Annotated in this window: 20 protein-coding genes; 6 read left to right on the top strand and 14 right to left on the bottom strand. The window is 59.1% G+C overall.

Features of this window, described 5'->3' with window-relative positions:
• Window positions 1-2: 2 nt before the first annotated feature.
• The 4 genes from QEZ49_RS06815 to QEZ49_RS06800 all read left to right on the top strand — a co-directional run bounded on the left by QEZ49_RS06815 (window position 3) and on the right by QEZ49_RS06800 (window position 4,217).
• A complete protein-coding gene (locus QEZ49_RS06815; protein WP_280385384.1) occupies window positions 3-893 on the top strand; it encodes an MBL fold metallo-hydrolase in 891 nt (296 codons plus the stop codon).
• Between the two features lie 33 nt (window positions 894-926).
• Complete coding sequence (locus QEZ49_RS06810; RefSeq protein ID WP_280385382.1) at window positions 927-2,591, top strand: TIGR01244 family sulfur transferase; 1,665 nt, start codon at window positions 927-929, stop codon at window positions 2,589-2,591.
• The gene (locus QEZ49_RS06805; RefSeq protein WP_280385381.1) at window positions 2,591-3,373 is read left to right on the top strand and encodes a sulfite exporter TauE/SafE family protein; all 783 of its coding nucleotides are present in this window, start codon (window positions 2,591-2,593) and stop codon (window positions 3,371-3,373) included. Before QEZ49_RS06810 ends, QEZ49_RS06805 begins: the two co-directional genes overlap by 1 nt.
• A 223-nt stretch (window positions 3,374-3,596) precedes the next feature.
• Window positions 3,597-4,217, top strand: a complete 621-nt coding sequence (locus QEZ49_RS06800) for a hypothetical protein (RefSeq protein WP_068463891.1) — start codon at window positions 3,597-3,599, stop codon at window positions 4,215-4,217.
• 279 nt (window positions 4,218-4,496) lie between these two features.
• Here the strand turns inward: QEZ49_RS06800 and QEZ49_RS06795 are convergent, their stop codons facing one another.
• The 13 genes from QEZ49_RS06795 to QEZ49_RS06735 all read right to left on the bottom strand — a co-directional run bounded on the left by QEZ49_RS06795 (window position 4,497) and on the right by QEZ49_RS06735 (window position 16,511).
• The gene (locus tag QEZ49_RS06795; RefSeq protein WP_280385379.1) at window positions 4,497-5,330 is read right to left on the bottom strand and encodes a VWA domain-containing protein; all 834 of its coding nucleotides are present in this window, start codon (window positions 5,328-5,330) and stop codon (window positions 4,497-4,499) included.
• On the bottom strand, window positions 5,327-6,346 hold the full coding sequence (locus QEZ49_RS06790) for a beta-propeller fold lactonase family protein (protein ID WP_280385377.1): 1,020 nt from the start codon (window positions 6,344-6,346) through the stop codon (window positions 5,327-5,329). The genes QEZ49_RS06795 and QEZ49_RS06790 overlap by 4 nt, the downstream gene beginning before the upstream one ends.
• 9 nt (window positions 6,347-6,355) lie before the next feature.
• Window positions 6,356-6,892 (bottom strand): SRPBCC family protein, encoded by a 537-nt coding sequence (locus QEZ49_RS06785; RefSeq protein WP_280385375.1) that lies wholly within the window; start codon window positions 6,890-6,892, stop codon window positions 6,356-6,358.
• Window positions 6,893-6,907: 15 nt separating this feature from the next.
• A complete protein-coding gene (locus QEZ49_RS06780) occupies window positions 6,908-7,888 on the bottom strand; it encodes a VWA domain-containing protein (RefSeq protein ID WP_280385374.1) in 981 nt (326 codons plus the stop codon).
• The gene (locus QEZ49_RS06775) at window positions 7,885-8,475 is read right to left on the bottom strand and encodes a hypothetical protein (protein ID WP_280385372.1); all 591 of its coding nucleotides are present in this window, start codon (window positions 8,473-8,475) and stop codon (window positions 7,885-7,887) included. Before QEZ49_RS06775 ends, QEZ49_RS06780 begins: the two co-directional genes overlap by 4 nt.
• Window positions 8,476-8,477: 2 nt before the next feature.
• On the bottom strand, window positions 8,478-9,557 hold the full coding sequence (locus QEZ49_RS06770; protein ID WP_280385370.1) for a vWA domain-containing protein: 1,080 nt from the start codon (window positions 9,555-9,557) through the stop codon (window positions 8,478-8,480).
• Window positions 9,554-10,474: a nonribosomal peptide synthetase MxaA gene (locus tag QEZ49_RS06765; protein WP_280385368.1), complete on the bottom strand. Its 921-nt coding sequence runs from the start codon at window positions 10,472-10,474 to the stop codon at window positions 9,554-9,556. The genes QEZ49_RS06770 and QEZ49_RS06765 overlap by 4 nt, the downstream gene beginning before the upstream one ends.
• The gene (locus tag QEZ49_RS06760) at window positions 10,474-11,355 is read right to left on the bottom strand and encodes a DUF58 domain-containing protein (protein ID WP_280385366.1); all 882 of its coding nucleotides are present in this window, start codon (window positions 11,353-11,355) and stop codon (window positions 10,474-10,476) included. Before QEZ49_RS06760 ends, QEZ49_RS06765 begins: the two co-directional genes overlap by 1 nt.
• The gene (locus QEZ49_RS06755) at window positions 11,352-12,386 is read right to left on the bottom strand and encodes a MoxR family ATPase (RefSeq protein ID WP_280386000.1); all 1,035 of its coding nucleotides are present in this window, start codon (window positions 12,384-12,386) and stop codon (window positions 11,352-11,354) included. Before QEZ49_RS06755 ends, QEZ49_RS06760 begins: the two co-directional genes overlap by 4 nt.
• A 174-nt stretch (window positions 12,387-12,560) precedes the next feature.
• Window positions 12,561-12,848: a methanol dehydrogenase gene (locus tag QEZ49_RS06750; RefSeq protein ID WP_280385364.1), complete on the bottom strand. Its 288-nt coding sequence runs from the start codon at window positions 12,846-12,848 to the stop codon at window positions 12,561-12,563.
• An 87-nt stretch (window positions 12,849-12,935) separates the two neighbouring features.
• The gene (gene moxG, locus QEZ49_RS06745) at window positions 12,936-13,457 is read right to left on the bottom strand and encodes a cytochrome c(L), periplasmic (protein WP_348534797.1); all 522 of its coding nucleotides are present in this window, start codon (window positions 13,455-13,457) and stop codon (window positions 12,936-12,938) included.
• Window positions 13,458-13,516: 59 nt separating this feature from the next.
• Window positions 13,517-14,422, bottom strand: a complete 906-nt coding sequence (gene moxJ, locus QEZ49_RS06740) for a methanol oxidation system protein MoxJ (RefSeq protein ID WP_280385362.1) — start codon at window positions 14,420-14,422, stop codon at window positions 13,517-13,519.
• 199 nt (window positions 14,423-14,621) lie between these two features.
• Complete coding sequence (locus QEZ49_RS06735) at window positions 14,622-16,511, bottom strand: methanol/ethanol family PQQ-dependent dehydrogenase (RefSeq protein WP_280385360.1); 1,890 nt, start codon at window positions 16,509-16,511, stop codon at window positions 14,622-14,624.
• A 382-nt stretch (window positions 16,512-16,893) separates the two neighbouring features.
• Here QEZ49_RS06735 and QEZ49_RS06730 point away from each other — a divergent pair, with 382 nt between their 5' ends.
• Entirely contained in the window at window positions 16,894-17,445 is a 552-nt protein-coding gene (locus tag QEZ49_RS06730; protein ID WP_280385358.1) for a hypothetical protein, read from the top strand.
• Window positions 17,446-17,650: 205 nt separating this feature from the next.
• Entirely contained in the window at window positions 17,651-18,298 is a 648-nt protein-coding gene (locus QEZ49_RS06725; protein ID WP_068463854.1) for a response regulator transcription factor, read from the top strand.
• A gap of 106 nt (window positions 18,299-18,404) precedes the next feature.
• On the opposite strand, the gene QEZ49_RS06720 is transcribed toward QEZ49_RS06725, so the two are convergent.
• Window positions 18,405-18,911 carry a DUF3617 family protein gene (locus tag QEZ49_RS06720; protein ID WP_280385355.1) on the bottom strand — a complete coding sequence of 169 codons (507 nt, stop codon included), beginning with the start codon at window positions 18,909-18,911 and terminating at the stop codon, window positions 18,405-18,407.
• Window positions 18,912-19,035 lie beyond the last annotated feature (124 nt).

The raw sequence follows: 19,035 nt of genomic DNA, 5'->3' as shown, positions 1-19,035 counted from the left end.
CCATGAGCATTCCCCACACTGTCGATCTCAGCGTGAAGCCGCCGATCACCGCGTTCTTCGATGAACCAACCAACACCATCAGCTATGTGGTGAAAGATCCGCATTCCAACGCGTGCGCCATCATCGACAGCGTCATGGACATCGACTACGCCGCCGGACGCATCGCGTATGAGTCCGCAGACGAGATCATCGACTTCGTCAAGAAGAACGATCTCAAGGTCGAGTGGCTGATCGAGACGCACGCCCACGCCGATCACCTTTCAGCGGCGCCGTATATCCAGAGCAAGGTCGGCGGCAAACTGGGCATCGGCGATAACATCAAGATCGTACAGGAGGTGTTCGGCAAGATCTTCAACGAAGGCACCGAGTTCCAGCGCGACGGCAGCCAGTTCGATCGGCTATTCAACGATGGCGATACGTATCAGATTGGCTCGATGACCGCGTTCGCCATGCTGACGCCTGGCCATACGCCCGCATGCATGACGCATGTGATCGGCGACGCCGCCTTCGTGGGCGACACGCTGTTCATGCCCGATGGGGGCACCGCCCGCGCCGACTTCCCCGGCGGTGATGCCCGCACACTGTTCCGCTCCATCAAGCGGGTGCTCGAACTGCCGCCTGAAACGCGTCTGTTCATGTGTCACGACTATGCGCCCGGCGGCCGCGAGATCAAATGGGAGACCACGGTCGGCGAGGAGCGCGAGCACAACATCCACGTCCGCGACAGCGTCACGGAGGATGAGTTCGTTGCCATGCGGGAGGCCCGGGACAGCACGCTGGAGCTGCCGAAGCTCATCATCCCGTCGATCCAGGTCAACATTCGCGGCGGAAACCTGCCCGAGCCCGATGAATCCGGCAAACGGCATCTCAAGGTGCCGATCAATGAGCTATAAGGTCCTCCAACATAGCAGAGGAGGAAGCAAGCCATGGCCAAGGAGCTAACTGAAGAACTGTCGGTGGCGGGGCAGATCGGCCCCGCCGAGATGACGGATCTGGCGGCCGAGGGCTTCCGGTCGATCATTTGCAACCGGCCCGACGGTGAAGGCGCCGATCAGCCTTCGTTTCCCGAAATTGCCGCTGCCGCGGCTGTCGCCGGGCTTCAGGCTCGCTATGTGCCGATCACCGCTGGCCAGGTGAGCGACGCCGATGCCGCCGCGTTCGCAACGGCGCTGGCTGAGCTCCCCAAGCCGGTGCTCGCCTACTGCCGCAGTGGAACCCGCTCCACCATCCTCTGGGCGTTGACTGAGGCCGGCAAGCGTCCCGCCGATGACATCGTCAACCGCGCCCGATTGGCCGGATACGATGTCACCGGCGTGATGCAGCGCGCGGCCAAGGACGGTGCGCCAGCAACGGATAAGCCCGTCGCCAGCCACGATATCGTAATCGTCGGCGGTGGCGCGGCCGGAACCGCCGTTGCCGCAAGCCTGCTGCGCCGCGCTCCGGACCTCGACATCGCCGTCATCGATCCGGCCGAAACCCATTACTACCAGCCCGGCTGGACGATGGTCGGCGGCGGTATTTTCAGCGCCGAATCGACAGCGAAATCGATGGCCTCAGTGCTGCCCGGTCGCGTCACCTGGATCAAAGCTGCTGTCGCCAGCTTCTCGCCGGAAACCAACAGCGTACTGCTCGAAGGCTGCCGCGCGATCCGTTACAACCACCTCATCGTCTGCCCCGGTATCAAGCTGAACTGGAACGGTGTCGAGGGTCTCAGCGAAACGCTCGGCCACAACGGCGTAACATCCAACTACCGCTACGATCTGGCGCCCTACACGTGGGAGCTGGTGCGCAATCTGAAATCCGGCAAAGCCATTTTTACTCAGCCGCCGATGCCGATCAAATGCGCCGGCGCGCCGCAGAAAGCGATGTATCTCTCCGCTGACCATTGGCTGCGTACAGGGCGGCTCAAGGATATCGACGTCAGCTTTTATAATGCGGGCGGTGTGCTGTTCGGCGTGCCCGAATATGTTCCCGCGCTGATGAACTATGTCGAGCGCTACAACGCGCAGCTCAAGTTCAATCACAATCTCATTGCCATCGATGGCCCCGCTCAACGGGCATGGTTCAAGAAAACCGGCCCCGATGGCTCAACGGAAACGGTCGAGACGTCGTTCGACATGATCCACGTCTGCCCGCCGCAGCTTGCACCGGATTTCATTCGCGCCAGTCCGCTGGCCGATAGCGCCGGATGGATCGATGTCGATCACGCCACGCTGCGCCACAAGCGCTTTGCCAATGTCTATGGACTCGGCGATGCCGCCTGCACGCCGAATGCAAAAACTGCGGCGGCGGCCCGCAAGCAGGCGCCCGTCGTGGCAGAGAACATCCTTTGCGATAAAGGTCGTCTCACGATAGTTCGCGCCTATGACGGCTATGGTTCGTGTCCGCTCACCGTCGAGCGCGGCAAGATCGTGCTGGCCGAGTTCTGCTACGGCGGCAAGGTCACGCCCACATTCCCGCGCTTCGTCATCGACGGCATGAAGCCCTCGCGCACCGCGTGGCTGCTCAAGGCGCGGCTGCTGCCGCCGATCTACTGGCGCGCGATGCTGAAGGGCCGCGAGTGGCTGGCTAAACCGAAAGACTTTGCCTGATGCTGCAAGACCTGCTGGCGACCGCTTCCGGCGTGCTCGTTGGCTTTGTGCTGGGATTGGTGGGCGGCGGCGGATCGGTGCTCGCCGTCCCTCTGCTGGTTTACGTGGTTGGCGTGCCCTCACCCCATGTCGCGATCGGCACCAGCGCCGTCACAGTGGCGGTAAGTGCGCTGGCAAATCTGATCGGCCATGCGCGTTCCGGCCATGTGAAATGGCCATGCGCGCTGGTGTTCGCCACCGCGGGTGTCGTTGGCGCGGCTGTCGGTTCAACACTTGGCAAGCAGTTCGATGGCCAGAAGCTGTTGACGTTATTTGGCGCGCTGATGATCGCGATAGCAGCCTTCATGTTCTGGAACCGCAATACCGAGGGCGATATCAGCGTTCGCCTCACGTCCGGTTCCGCGCCCAAACTGATGCCCTGGCTACTGGCCTATGGCAGCGGCGTTGGCGTGCTTGCGGGCTTCTTCGGCATCGGCGGTGGCTTTCTTATTGTGCCAGCCATCATGGCCGCCACCGGCATGCCGCTCATCTTCGCAATCGGATCGTCGCTGGTTTCGGTGTTTGCATTCGGCCTGACAACTGCGGGCAATTACGCCGTGTCCGGACTGATCGACTGGGAACTGGTGGCGTTTTTCATCGGCGGCGGCATCGTCGGTGGGATTTTTGGTCAATTTGCTGCGCGCGCCTTAGCCTCAAAAAAGCAACTTCTGGCTACTATGTTCGCGATGTTCGTCGCTGGCGTCGGTGCCTATGTCGTGTGGCGCGGTCTCAGCGGGACGTAACGGTGCGATCGCATGGCATTTCAATGCGCGAGCGGCGAAAACTGCAGATTGCACGTCGATACTACCGCGCGTGGTTAACGGCAATAAAACCTACCTTAGGCTGCATTCACCGTGACCCGTCATTGCCACCATTTCCGGTCTTATTGCCACGACCTGCCGAGACAATATGTGCCAGCGTCGACCCCAGTCCAGAAACACAAAACCAAATAAGAGCTTGAAAAATATGCGCACTACGCTTGCCGTTGTAACCCTTCTCGTCGGCGCGACGGCCGCCGCCGCTGACTGCACCAAAGAGGTAAACGACGCTTTCGCCAAACTCCGCGAGTCCTCCGCGTTCCGGATGCAGACCAAGATCACCAATGCCCAGGGCAGCCTGACGATGAGCAACGACTACGTGCTCCCTGATCGCATGCACCAGACGGTGTCCATGGAAAAGGGCCCGGGCAACATGGAGATGATCCTCGTCGGCGATAAGGCCTGGAGCAAGCAGGAGAATACCGGCTGGGCCGAGATGCCGCCGAATTTCGCCAGCTCCATCGCCAAGCAGATGAAGGAAACCGTCGCCGAGCCGCCCAAGGACGTTCAGGCCTATGAGTGCCTCGGCGATGTCGAGTTCGAGGGCAAGACCTACAAGGGCTTCAAAGCCAAGCTGGCTGCCAAGGAAGGCGCTCAGGCTCCGGGCGAAGCCAACGTGCAGACGGTCTATGTCGATAAGGATCTCGGCATTCCCGTGCGCAACATCGTGACCTCCGAGAAGGAGCCGGACAAGCTGCTGTTCGACGGCAAGTTTGAGCTTCGCGACGGCCTGAAGATTGAACCGCCGAAGGTTTCAGACGCACCCTGATGCGATTGCGCCTGAGTTGAGCACGCGTTCGAACGCTCGCGCAACCCGGCCAAGCTGAATGAAGATCACGAGGCTCGCGCGGCACCCGCCACGCGGGCCTTTTTTGTTACGTGTGCAAGGGAGGGTGGCTTTACACGGTATCTGCAGTCCGCCGACGTGGCAGAGCCACTGGTGCGAAGGCTTTCTGGCATGCTGAAACACGCGGGGGCGCTGAAACACTTCGGAGGCGGGCGAACGTGGCTGGTTAAGAAGAGCCGCAGAACAGATCAAACCTGCGGATCAGCGACGTACGGTGCTGCTGCTCAGAGCCCCGTTGTTCAGCAGCTCAGGCGCCACGTCGCTCACCATCGGGCAGGCCAGCGTTGTCTGCAGCGCTTCGATAACCTGATCGGCCGTATCCGTCGCCGCATAGATGCCGCCCGTCTCATCGGCCAGACAGCGGGATTCGAAGCTGGCGCCGGGCCCTATCGCACTCGCAATCTGATAGCTGATGACGTGAACAGTCGTCTGGGCACCCTCTTCACGCAGCGCCTGCGCCAGCGCACACGGAGAACCGCCGCACGTTTCCTCGCCATCCGTCAGCAGCACGATCGTCACCGGTCTGTTGCGGAAGTCGAGCACCTCGGCCGCCCGCCGCACCGATGTCGTCAGCGGCGTTTTACCGTCCGGTTGCAACCGGTCGATGCGCGCCATGATTTTGTCCGCTGCATCTTCTGATGGGCGCAGTTCCAGAGAAATGTTGCTACAGGCGTCGCGTCGGCCCGGGCCGTAGGTGATCAACCCGATGTGCCGGCGCTTGGAAACCTGTGGCAGCACATGGGCCAGAGCTCCGCGCACGGCATCAATGCGGCGCAGTCCGGATTTCTCACCGGAAGAAGCAGCCATCGAGCGCGACGCATCGAAGACGATCATCACGTCTTCGGTGCAGGGCTGCTGCGCCTGCAAACCACCGGAAAAAATGGCCAAACAACCGACAGCGGCAACAACCCGGGCCACAAATACCACCCCGATATTACCGACCGATCGGTAGCGCTGCAGCGATCGGAAATGCGTAACGTGCTGAGGAGACGAGCCGACGATCAGTTCGAAAGGTTCGCCCCGAGCAGCTTTCACGGCCTGGCACCGCCGCTAGCTTCAGGTGTCGGCGTCGTGCCGTCGCTCGCCCGGCCAGCAGCTTGCGAAACTACAGCCAGCGCCCGCGCACCGCCGCCCGTGGTAATGCGCTTCACTTCCTTGCCGGACGACATATCCAGCACCGACACATCACCCGAGAACCAATTTGCAACGTAGGCCTTCCGATCATCGGGCAATATCGCAACGCCCTCCGGGAAGCGACCAACCTTGCCGGTCGCAACGGATTTCAGCGTCTCGGCGTCAATGATGGTAACCGAGCCCGCACCCTGGCTTGCAATCAACACTTTCTCGCCGTTGCGGCTGGCGGCAACGCCATACGGCATCGGCCCGGTCGGGATCGTTGCCTCGGTCCGCAATGTCTTGATGCTGACAACGGAAACGTTGGCGCTCTGCACATTGGCGACGTAAACGCGCTGGCCGTCGGGCGACGCGGTCAGGGCGAATGGCGCCTTGCCAACCGGGATCGTCGCCACCACAGCAAGCGTCGTCGTATTCAGAATGCTGAGCGAATTACCTTCGCGATTGGCTACAAACACCAGCGATCCGCCCGGACTTGCAACGATGCCCGCGGGGGAATGCCCGACCGGCGCGCGGCGCAGCACCTGACCATCAGCCGGGTTCACCGCCGTTACGGTATTCGCATTCCAGTCGCTGATGAAAAGCGTCCCATCGCGGCTGACAGTGATACCGAAGGGCGTGCCCTCCAGCTTGATCGAGCGCACGACCTTACGTGCAACGGGATCGATCACCGAAATTTCAGATCGCTCGGGGTGGGTGACGTAGAGTGCTGATCCGGTCGGATCAACCGCTATTCCGGCTGGGGCGAACGCCACCGGAATGCTGGCAACAACCTCGTCAGAACCAGTATCGACGACGCTGACCGTCGCCGCGTCCTGGTTGACAACGAAGACCAGCACCTGATCGTTAGCCGCAAATACCGGCACCGCAAATAGCAATGCCATCAGCCCAAAAATCAGGCGCTGGATCTTCTTCATGCTGCTTACTTACTTCGCTTCGACCTTGGCCTTCAGACCGTTCAGGCCTTCGGTGATGTAGTCCTTCATGGCCTTGATGGCCGCAGCGTCATTGCGGTCAGGCGCAGGCTCGTTGCCGGTGTCGGCGCGATAGAAGCGACCCATCCACTTCACAGTGCTGCCACCATCTGCACCGGGCTTTACGGTGATCTCAGATGTGTACGAGCTGACCGGAAGCACATCGACCTTCTCGCGGTTGAGACGGTAGAGGTAGGTCATTTCCGTGTCGCTGTAGTAGTCGAGACCTTCTTCCAGCTCACCACCGTTCTTGAGCGTGATGGTGCGGGTTGCGCCGGAATCGACACCACCCTTGCCTTCGCTCTTCGTGAGAGCCGGATTCCAGTTAGCGATGCCGCCGAAGTCCTTCACGATTGACCATACTGCGTCTGGAGGCGCTGCAATCTCTATGCTTTCCTCAACCTTCTGCGGGGTTGGGCCGTGGGCCCATACAGGCGAGGCAACCAGAAGGGCAACAAGGGCGGGCATGAGAGAGCGCAACAAACTCATATAGTCTCCTGTGGTTCAAGTTGAGTTGTGTACAGAACGAATTGGCGACCTGAACGCACTCACCGCTGCAATTCCATAAAGCAGAGTGAGAAGCGCAAGTGCCAAGCTACCGGGAATGATGCTCACATCGACCGAGCGTTCGAGAGAACGGGCATGGGCCGCTTTGGTGAACTCATTCGCCAAACTGCGATCATCGCCAAGATAGGCGTAAGTCAGGCCAGTAACGCCTGCAAGCTTTTTGAGATACTCTTCTCGCACGATCGCAAGATGTTCTTTGTTGTTAACTATGGCGTTGCCGAACGGCGCCCACTTCGGGTGATAGCCCGGCCGGGATTCGGCATCGGGTGGCGGCGGACCGGCACGGTTTTCCTGCGGAATATCCTGCATGGAATAAACGCCGATCTCACGACCGTCGGCATCGTACTTCAGCAGGCGCGAACTCGTGTGGCTGCCGATGCCGACTACAAGTCCACCCACATCGCCCGGCTTGCCTTCATAGGGCTCAAGCCCGCTATAGGGCAGCGGCGGCAGCTCGTGGCCATCCGTGATAAAGATCAGATCGGCCTTATCGCTGTGGGCGATGCTCAGCGCGCTGAAAAGACCCTTTGAAACAAAGCTGTCGCCCTGCCAACCCATGCGCCAGTGAATGTGCGGAATAGAATCGTGCAGCGCCGAGAAGTTCGCGCACACCTCAACGGGCTCATAAAGCACGAACGTGCGTCGCTCGGTGAAAACGCCCAGACCCGCCTTTGAACCGCACGGAAGCTGCGCCAGCGTATCTTGAATTGATGCCTTGGCCACGTCGAGGCGGCTTGCCGGTTCGCCCGCAAGCTTCACATCGCGCGTGTTCATGCTGGTTGTGATGTCGACGACGAACATCACGTCATAGGCGTCGCGCTGAAGCATGATACGCGGCACGAAAATGGCCAGCAGCGTCAGCAGCAGTGCTCCGGCCGCAAGCCACGTGCGCGGATCTTTGAGGGCGGGCAGTCTCATGGCAGGCCCTGCGGCGTGCCGGGAAGATCAGACCAGAGCTTTTCCGGTGTTTCCAGCGGATCGTCCTTGTCCTCTGGAACAGCCTGCGGAAGATCACGCACCAGACGCATGGCAACGTCCAGATTGTGCTTGGCGTCCCAGTCTTCGGGATCGATACGCAGCGCGCTGCGGTACTCAGCTTTCGCCAGCTGGACGAGAGGAATGGCCTTATCGAAGTTGCCCTGCTCGATCGACCTGATGGCAACGCGCATCCGCGAGTTTGCCATGTTGTAGAGCATCCGCGCATAGCCATCTGGCTCAGCACGCAACGCGGCCTGATCCAGATACTGCTGAGCGTCATCGAAATGGCTGCGCTTCAGAAGGAAAGACGCGCGCGCCTCCAACAACGCCGGCGGAGCCTCAGCGGCATCGACAGCCAGGTCCTTACCAGAACGCAGAGCGGCGATATCAGCGTTGATCATCTGCTTGTCGACATACATCCAGCTCGACAGAGCCAGAACGGCAGCGCTGATGGCAAGCACGGTGCCCAGCACGGCAGTCTTCATGCCGCCGAGCGTTTGCAACAGGCCACGTAAAGCTTGCTTCATGTCTACGCCGCCTCCTTCAAGCGTTTCGTTTCATTATCCGTCGCCTGCCGCGCAGCAGCGACCGTGCTGCCTGCTTTGCTACGCGTCAGGGCACCACCGGTTTCAAGACGGACTTCAGCCAGCTTGGCCAGCAGCAGCAGCAGCAGCGTGCCGGCTGCAATGCCATAGGCCAGATCGGACAGATCAATTTCGGGAATGCGCTCCTGATAACGGATCGGATTGCGCTCCAGCTTGTCGATCTCTTCAATTGCGTCAGCGATTGCTTCGGGATTCTCAGCCTCGAACGCCCGATACGGCACCTTCAGGCTCTGGAAGAACAGATTGAGATGCCGTTCAGGCATTGCTTGCGGCGTATCGGGAACGCCTTCACGGGGCGGATCGAAAATGCCCGGAGCACCGGCCGTGCGCAAATACAGCCAGTAGAGGTTCACCGGACGCTTGGCTATCTGCTCGCGCAAACGCTCCTGAACACGACGATCGATAACAGCAGCACCGTCCGAAACCAGCAGGATGGCTCGCGATGCAGCTGTCGGATCAGCCTCATGCATGGAAAGCGCCAGTGCCAACCCCTGCCCGACGTTGGTGTATGCAAGACCTGGACGCGTAATAGCGTCAACAGCGCCCAGCACAGCATCCTTGTGGCTGGTAATCGGCAGCACCGGCATCGCCATGGTCGAGAACGCGGCCACACCGAAGCGATCGTGGTCGCGCCGATTGATGAACTCACGCATCAATTCACGCGCTACTGATGACTTCGAAGCTTCCGTTTCCGTTGCCTGCTTGCCCGCGAAGGTTTCGTCCATGCTGCTGGAGCGGTCGAGCAGCAGCACAACGTGCGAACCCTCACCAACACGTTCGACCGTCTGCCCCTTGAGGTGCAGTCCGCCAATTGCAGCCAACAGCGATAGGATCGCAAGTGCGCCAAGCAGGTGCAGGCCGATATCGACCGCGCGCGACAGGCCGTCAGGCTCCACGCCCGCAAGCGACGGATACCCCTGGCGGCGCTGTATCGCGAAAGTCAGCGGTAACAACGCGAGCGGAATTAACGCGAGCACCCAGGGATATGTGAGCGCAAGGTTCATCCCGCGCTCCGTTCCGCCACCGCCAGCTTGGAGCTGAGATCCGTCAGCGCTGAAAGCGGCAACTGCTTGCTGGCGCCCTCAACATTGTTGCCGAAGAACGTCTGCCGCGACGAGGCGAACATGGCCTCGACTTCCGTCGCGTAGGGCTTGAACTCCGGATGATCGGCTAAGAACCCATCGACGTCATCGGCCAACACGCGGCGTCCGGCTCTGAGATCGAATGCCCGGTGGAGCCGCAACAGCGCCGTGCGATAACCGCTGGCATCCTGCAGCTTGCCTGCATTCGAGCGCAGATAACGCGCCGTGTCAGTGAATGGCCGGGCAGCACGCTTGTGGAACGGCCACCACGCCTGATGCCACGCCAGCGCGATCAGCGAACCGAGCGCAATCAAACCTGACACCAGCATAGCCGTGCGCTCGCGCCCGGTCGTCAACGGATACGGCACCACATCCGGCTGCAGGGCAACGGAGCTTCCGCTGCTTTGGCTGCTGGATGCGAACAACTGACGGATCGGCGAACTGATGAACTCGAAGCCCGGAACAGTTACCTCACCCGTTCCCGAAGCGCCGGCAACCTTCAGCGCAAAACCCGGAATCGTGAGCTTGCGTGGGTCGAGCGGCGTGTAGAACGTCTGGTAGTTCAACACCAGTCGGTAGGTCGTAGAACCGCCGCCGCTGGATTCGGTATCCAGCTTTACGTCGTTGAGTTCCAGCCAGTAATTGACAGGGCCGGCCAGCGGAACCGACGCCATCTCCAGCGTCTCGCCAGCATCAACACGCAGTATCACTTCACGCGTCAGCGTATCGCCGAGGAAGTAGCCAAACGAGCGCGGATCTTTCAGCGCCAGAGACGGCTCAGCCGATACCGGAGCCGACGCTACGAACAACGCAACCAAGCCGAGCAATATCACTCGCATCATGCCACACCGCCCGCGAGATACCCGCTTAGTCGTTCCCAATCGATACGATCTTCCACCACGAAGGGCGTGCGGCCATATCGGCCCGCGATCGATTTTAGATCGGCTCGGCGGCGTCCGCTCCTCCTTTGCCATGCCTCCCACAAGCGCGGGCGCATGACGACGAGACGCCGCCGGCCAACCTCTAAATCGGTGAGCGACAGAAGCCCCCACCGAGGTAGCCTTTCAAGTTCCGCAGTGTCAGACAGCACGATCGGAATGATGTCGTGCCGGGCAAGAGCCCCAAAGATTGCCTCAATCTCCGGGCGCGGCATATAAAAATCTGAGATGAGAAATATCACCTTTCGACCACCGCCAACCAGCGCTGCGGCATCGACCATTCCACCGGTGCCGGCGCCGCGGGGGGTGAAGTTCCGCAACCGCCGGAGCATCTCAACCTCACTGCCGCGTGCACGGGTGGCGAGAAACGTGAGTTCCTTCTGAACTTCTGCGTCGCAACCTATAAGGCCGAATGCATCGCCAGCCCGGCGCACAGCCGAGGCCAGTGCCGCGCAAAGATCGGCTGCAAGGCGCATCTTGTCAGAAGCGCCCCGGAAACCCATCGACGCTGACACGTCAACCAGCGCATAAACCGTGACCGTTGCCTTTTGCTCAAAGCGACGGACGTGCAATCCCTCAAACGGATCGCGCGCACTGACGCGCAGGTCCAGTCGCCGCGGATCAGGACTGCGCAGCAACGGCGCCACGTCACGGAAGAAGCCCCCGGCTCCTTCGCGCTTGCCGCGATGGGCACCGGCTCGGACCTCCGAGCTGCGCCAGGCCAACTGATAAGGAAGATCCGGCGGCGGCGCATCGTCTTCAGGCCGGCGCGGATCGATCATGGCGCCGGCACCCTTTCGAACAGCTGGCGAACCAGTTCCCGAACAATCGGCTCACGCCGAAGTTCATAGATCGGGTCGAAGAAAATGCGATGTGCCATGGTCTCAAAGAACACAGAACGCAAATCTTCAGGAACAACCATCGTCCGATTATCGAGGAATGCCGCAACGCGCGCTGCACGGAGCAGGTAGCTCATTCCGCGCGGACTGGCGCCGCCGGAAACAAGGCGATCCATGTCGACGTCGGGGATCTCGATGCCAGCTGCGGCAGGATTACGAATTGCCTGCCAAAGATCGAGCGTGTAACGCTGCAGATCTTCGCTGGCCGTGACGCTTTCCTGAATCGCTGCAGCTACTTGCGGCAACGCCCGGTGATCGAGAATAGACTCACGCACGCTCTCAATCAGCTTGTCTCCATCGTGGAAACGCGGATCGAATGCAAGCTGACGCCGGACATCAGGATCAGTCGGCGTGGAAATGTTGATTTCCATCAGGAAGCGGTCGCGAGCGGCAGCCGGCAGTTCAAATGTTTCTTCCCGCTCGATGCGATTGCGATCGGCAAACACCAAGAGGTACGGGAAGTGATATTCCTTGTTAAAGGCCGCAATCGAGCGCTCAGCCATAAGGCGCAGCAGCAGCGAATGAACCTGCGGACGGGCGCGGTTGATTTCGTTGAAGAAGAAGACTGTCAACTCACTGCCGTAGCGAATGACAGGACCCGGCTCTACGCGCGGACGACCATCTTCACCGATATAGGTGTGGTACACCATGTCGGCAGGCATGAGGTCGATTGTGCCTTCGACACGCTCGTACGCACCGCCCAGACCGCGCGAGGCCGCGCGAAGCAGAGTGGTTTTGCCGACGCCAACATCGCCTTCTAGCAGCACGTGGCCGCGGGCGAAAATGGCGATGGTCAACAGATGAATATTGCGCTGCTGGCCGATTACGACCTTACCAAGCTCCGTTTCGAAATCGATCGCGTGCTGGCGCCACGATGAAAGGTCGATTCCTTCGGAAGCCTTGACCGCCTGCAAACCTTCGCGGGACAAGGTAGCACTCCTGTGCGCCGGGGCCGACATACGTCAGCAAGTGAAATGAAAAGCAAACGTCAGACAAGGTGGAGGGGTGCGGATACCCGCACCCCCAGTGTCCTCGGGAGGAAGCAGCAATAGTCGTGTACTGCTCCGAGGAGCCACCTAACACCCAAATTAGTTCGGGATGTCTTCCACGTCGTAGATCCACTCGCCGCTCTTGACGAAGTGCGCAGTGCGCTTCGCGTTGCGAGCTTCCATTTCCTTGATCGAGTTGCCCTGCTTGGCGAGCTCGGCCGGATCATGCTTCGGGTCGTACTTGGAGCCAGCAATCTTCTCCGGATAGCCCGGCTTCGGCTCCCAGCAGTTGCCCGGCGCCTTGCACTTGGTGCCGTCGTAGGCGAAAGCGGACGAAGCGGCGACGAGCGCAGCAACGGCCGTAGCGATGAACACAGTCTTCGTCATGACAATTTCCTCCTGGCTTTCCTTAACGTCTTAGTTTGGCGGTATTGCCCGCCTTCTTGCTCGCGCCCACCGGAAGCGAACATTCTTTTAATGGCGCATCGTTCCGCACACATCGGCCGGTACAGCCTGCGCCAGTTCAGCGGTGCCATGCTCAACGCTCTTGTCTTCGACATAGGGCTTGAACACTTCACGCTGCTCAGGTGTCAACCAACGGGCCTTCTTGGGATCCTCAGCGTACAGATGGCGAATCCAAGCCATGATGTTCAGGATCTCGTTGATCGACTTATCGCTGTGCGGGCCCATCATGCCCTGAGCGCCACCATAGATCGTCTCGAAGAGGCCCTTGTCAGTCCGGTTCTTCGGATAGGTCCAGTACGCGTCGTTAAGGCCGTGTCCAACCTTACCTTCAGCAACGTGCCCGTGACAGCCGGAGCACGACGACAGGTAGAGGAAGTTGCCCAGCGGCAAGCACTCAGCCTTTTCGTTGTACGGGTTGACACCGGTTTCAAGGAACTGCTTGACGGCAGGCGGCTCGGGATCATCCTTTGGCGCAATATTCAAGTCGAGAATATCGCCCGTAATGGTGTTACGGAAAGGATCCAATGCCATCGCTGCTGCCGGCAGAACTACCATTGACAGACCAACAAGCACTATCTTCGTAAGTTTATTCATCCTTGACGTCCCTCTGGGGTCTTCGCGAGCTCGTCCAGGGGAATGCCTTCTTCCTTCAGGATGCTCTCGATTTCGGGTTTCGCTTTTTCTAGCGCAGCATTGACCTCAGCCAGCAACTCCTTGTCATCCTTGCGCACTGCGATCGACTGATCAAAGTGGAAAGGCAGATGCTGTCCGTCGCTGCGCGTTGCGTTGTCGGGAACTACAACGAGCTTCAACGCATTGCCGCGATCCTTGGCATAACGTGCGACTTCAGGAGAAAACACCACGGCAAAATCGGCCTTTCCGGAGGCAACGTCATCGACATAGCGCTGCGGATCGACACGAATGTACTGGTTACGCTTGCTCTTGAAGCCGACCAGCGACTTCATGTAGTTGAAGTTCGAATTGAAAAGACCAAGCTTCTCAAGCATCACCTGCGCCGGGCTGTCTTGAGACATACCGATCTTCGATGCCTTGAGAATGTCCGGGCTGTCCCAGCTCGTAATGTCGAGCGGAGAGTCCGAACGCATTACGAACACGTAAGGCGCGCGATAATAGGGATTCGACGTCAGAACCCGCTCATCACCTGTGTCGAGGCCAATCACAACATCGCAGTTGTTTTTGTCGAGCTGATCCCGAACGAGATAAATCGCAGGCTTATCCGTCCAAACGAACCTGGCGCGCTTGCCCATTGCTTCGGCAAGAACATTGCCAATTTTGTTTTCGAATCCTTTCCCGTCACGCATTGAGTAAGGCTTCTCAACCTCGGAAGCACAAATGCGGAGGACAGACGGATCTGGCGGAGTTGTTTTCTTCTTAGCTTCCTCTGCCGTTGCGGACAGAACGGTGAAGCTTCCCGCCATCACGGCAACCGACAAAAACGCGAAGGCCGACTGATGGAATTTTGATGTCTTGCTCATATTGACGCTATGCTTTCATGAAGCAGATCTGCTCCGGCGCCGAGCTTATCTTGAGTGTTCTACGCCCGACACTAATCGCCACTTTGGCGATGATGCGGAGACAGCATCCTAACCGTTGGAGGAGTGTACGGATCGGCGCTGTGGGTCGGGCGCCCCCGCCAGGTTGCCTAGCAACCCAGCGGGAACGTCCAGCTCCTCATCAGAGCTTCGGCAGCTGCGGCGGATACTCGTCGAGCATCACGTCCTCAGAGTAGGGGCTCTTGCCGTCAAGCGAGAAGACAAGAAGACCACCACCCATCTGGGTCCAGTTGGCGAGATGCTTGAACGCACCCACGGCACCGAGACCAGCAGTCGGATCGTTGAGGTCGAACACCAGACCAACACCCGGCCAACCACCAACGCCGTAGTAGATGGCGACGTACTGGGTGCCCTTGTGGAGGTAGGTCATCGGGTAGCCGATAGCGCCCGACGGCATCTTGAACTTCCAGAGAAGCTCACCGGTATCGCTGTCGCGAGCCTTCAGATAGCCATCCAGCGTTCCGTAGAACACCAGGTCGCCACCGGTAGCAAGCGTACCACCCCAAGCGGCGAAGCGTTCCATCACTTCCCACTTATAGTCGCCGGTGATGGCGTTGTATGCCTTCACCTGACCAAGGCCGAGGTAGTTCTGACGGTCGCCCTTCGGACCCGGGTACATCCACAGCGTAGCACCGACGAAGAACTGGCCGGCGCGATACGGCAGCATGAACGGTTCCCAGTCCATGCAGATGTGGTTGATCGCCATGTAGAACAGCTGGCGGTTCGGATCGTAGGAGTCGTGAGCCTGATCGTGGTAACCCATGGCCGACGGGCAAACGTTCGTTGCCTTGTGGTCCATGCGGGTGCCGTACTCAGGATCGCGGACCGGGATACCGGTCTTCAGGTCGACGTGCGTCCAGACGTTGACGGTGTCGTCGATCTTGTCAGCGGAGATAAGGTCGCCGTTGGTACGATCGAGGGTGTAGACGATACCGTTGCGGTCAGGATGGGTCAGCAGCTTGCGAACCTTGCCCGACTTGTCCTTCTGAGTGGAGAGCATGATAACGTTCACGCCCGCGTAGTCCCACTCGTCATGCGGAGTCTTCTGGTAGCCGAAGCGAAGCTCACCGGTGTCAGCGTCGCGAGCCATGATGGTCATGGTCCACTTGTTGTCACCCGGACGCATCGTCTCGTTCCACGGAGAGGGGTTGCCCGATCCGTAGTAGATCAGGTTCTCTTCGGGATCGTATGCGTACCAGCCCCAGTTCGTGCCGCCACCGATGCGCCAGGCATCGCCTTCCCAGGTCGACGTTCCGAGACCCTTCTGGCCGTAATGCGGGTTGGCTTCGTTGAACTTGTCGCCGATACCAACTTCGTCATCCGGACCCGTGGCATACTTACGCCACACCTGGGCACCCGTCTTAACGTCGTAAGCGGTTGCATAACCGCGAACACCGAGCTCAGCGCCCGACGAACCGATGATCACGAGGTCCTTAACAACGTAAGGAGCGATCGTCAGCGTCGAACCGACCTTGATGTCGGAGTTTTCGAGCTTCCAGAACTCTTCGCCCGTCTCAGCGTTCAGAGCAACAACGTGGCCGTCAAGCTGGTTGTTGATGATGAGGGAAGGGGTCTTACCATCGCCCGGCCAGTAGGCCAGACCGCGGTTGACGAGGTCGCAGCAAGCAACCGAGCGCGCAGCAGGATCCTGCTTCGGCTTGTGCTGCCACTTGATCTTGCCCGGATTGTTCAGGTCCAGAGCATAGACGTTGTTCGGGAAGGAAGAGTTAATGTACATCACGCCGTCAACGACGCGCGGTGTACCTTCGTGACCGTGGAGAAGACCGGTCGAGAACGACCAAGCAACCCGCAGATTCTTTACGTTGCTTTTATTGATCTGCTTCAGCGGGCTGTAGTTATTAGAGTCGTAGTTCTTACCGGTCATAACCCAGGCTTCGTCACTATTCGACAGCTCAATGAGCTTGTCGTTGGCGCTAGCGCCAGTAACGAAGCCTACCAACGCCGCAATCGATGCGGACGCCAGCAAGCCTGACTTGAGGTGTGCTTTCATCAACAAACCCTCGCGTTTTCGCTCCCAGGACAAAGGCGGTTCCTTAAGGATACAGATGACCTCGCTCGTACATTTTGTATGAGCAATAAAGTCCTCGCCGCCTTTTTTAGAGGTGCAGTGATCAGTCGCAGTTACTCGTCTGAGCTGCACGAGCTGAGTAAGGTTCCTTGCGGAATCCTGTCTCGGCCGTGAGGAAAGCTAGAACGCACATGTTGTCGCGTCTTTAGGTCAACTTCCAAGAGTCTCATGGCAAAGGTGGCAACGTGTGTGCAAGTCAGTGCCGTCGCGCTGCGCCGCAAAGCCGCGCTAGGATACCGAAGTGTCGCACTAGAACTACCCAACACTTTAGTGGACCGGGAAAAACGCCCGATCGAACTTCCAAATGGGTGAACTCAATATGGCCCTCACTAAGCACTTAATGCCGCCGCTCCGATTGCCATCATGCTGCGCTTGCACATTGATTGTGGCCCTAGCTTTCGTACTGACTGGCTGTGGAGAAGAGCCGACTCCAGAGGCATCCACCCCGCCAACCCCGGTTTCGACGGAAAAAGCCACGTTTTACAATCTGACTTGGCTCAGGCAGATCGATCCGACCCCCGCGGAACAGTGGCTCGCAAGCCGGGAAGTGGGGCATGATCTTGATCTCTACGACCCAGCAGTCGCTAAGATGCGGGAAAAGCTGGATATTGCGTCAAAGCGCTTTCGCGATCATCCGCGCATGATTGCCAACCGGGCCGTGCAGCTGGAAGGAATGCTGCAGGAGAAGAAAATCGCCGAGCGTGCGCCGGAAATTATTGATACGCTGTGCGAGGTTCAGCTTTCTGGCCGGTCGGTTGAGAGCTTCTCATCGTTGACGCAGCAATATTACAATTTGCGCATGGAAGGGCTGGACCGAGACAAGGCTATTGTCGCGCTGCGGCAGCAAAATCCGTAAGGTTCATGACAGGTTACTGACAGCGGGCGGGAATTCTTGCTATGCGTTAAGTCATGGCAAGAGACTCGCAACGCGAGGCCCTGCCCCCTCTTGCCAATTGCCGCCTGGCACCCAACCTGTTGCCAATAATTCCCTTGCAATCGCCCTTCCCACCTCACATAGGGATTAACTGTTACAATATTTCATCGCAGAAAGACGCTGTTGAATGAAGGTTCTGGTCATAGACGACCATCCGATTGTCGCTCAAGGCTGCCGTCGGCTTCTCGAGGATGCGGGAGTTGACGAGATTTTCGTGGCTGCCACTCTTTCCGAAGGGTTCCGACTTTATCGGCAAAAACAGCCCGACCTTATTATCGTTGATCTTTCCATGCAGTCTGGCGCGCTAGGAGGACTCTCCTTTATCCGCCGCCTACGCGTCCACGACGAGCGCACTGCGATACTCGTTCTCAGCATGCATTCCGACCGCATGATCGTCAGCCGCGCCCTGGAGGTCGGAGCTAACGGCTACGTGCTGAAGGACACCTCTCCTGAAGAGTTCTCAAAGGCATTCCGCCGTGTGCGTGACGGCCAGCCCTATCTCAGCCACGACCTCGCCTCGCAAATCGCGTTCATGGAAGCGCGTGGCGACCGCAACCCGCTCAGCCGCATGACGCTGCGTGAGCTGCAGACGCTATCGCTGATTGCCGAGGGCAAGCCGTACATCTCGATCGCAGAAGAACTGCACGTGAGCTACAAAACGGTGGTGAACACCTGCGCCCAGCTTAAAGCCAAACTGGGTGTGCGCACGCTGCCTGAACTGATGCGCATTGCCATTCAACATCTGCCGAACATGCCTGGCCGCTCGACGCTGTAACCGCTGCTCCAAGCGCTACTGAAAAACAAAAAAGCCCTCGATTGCTTAGGCAATCGAGGGCTTTTGTCTTGTATATCGCCAGAAGGTGCGGGTCAGAAAACCTGCATCACTTCTTTTCTTCTTTCTTGTCCTGCTTGGTCTCAGGCGGGCAATCCGGGCCGATATATTCGCCATCGAGCGTCACGCCCATGGTCTGGAATCCATCCGGCGGATCGAACGTCATCTTCATGATGGCGCGGTAGCGCTTGTTGAAATCGCCGCCGAAAACCGTGCTCATGGTCTGCTTGGCATATGGCCGCTTGCAAACGATGGTGACGATAGTTTCCGTACCGGCCTTCTCAACCTTTGGCTCGCCGCAATCGCCGTTATCAGCCGGCATTGCGATGCTATCATCGGGACCAATACAGGTATCGATGGTGGTCTTGCCAAGGTTGGCGGCAACCGTCGTGATACGCCAGTGCCCCGGCTTCCGCTTCGGAATGTCTGCCTGACCCAGCTCTACCTTTTCGGTAGTCTCCGCTGCCGGCTTCTGATCTTCAGCCGTGGCAATTCCAGCGACAGGCAGCGCCAGCCCAAACATAACGGCGGCGCAGATTGTTGTTTTTACGCGCATTCGCATTTCCTCCCAATGGGTTGAGAACCTAGCTCAATCGCCCACCGAGCGAAGTGGAGCAAGTGGCCCAATCCGATAATATCTATCTCCCCGATATATTGGATTATTTTCCCGTAATGCGCGC

This window comes from Hyphomicrobium sp. D-2, assembly GCF_029872155.1.
In the GTDB taxonomy this organism is placed as follows: Bacteria; Pseudomonadota; Alphaproteobacteria; order Rhizobiales; family Hyphomicrobiaceae; genus Hyphomicrobium_A.
Note: the sequence above shows the minus strand (reverse complement) of the source record. Positions and strands in the feature narration are given on the sequence as shown.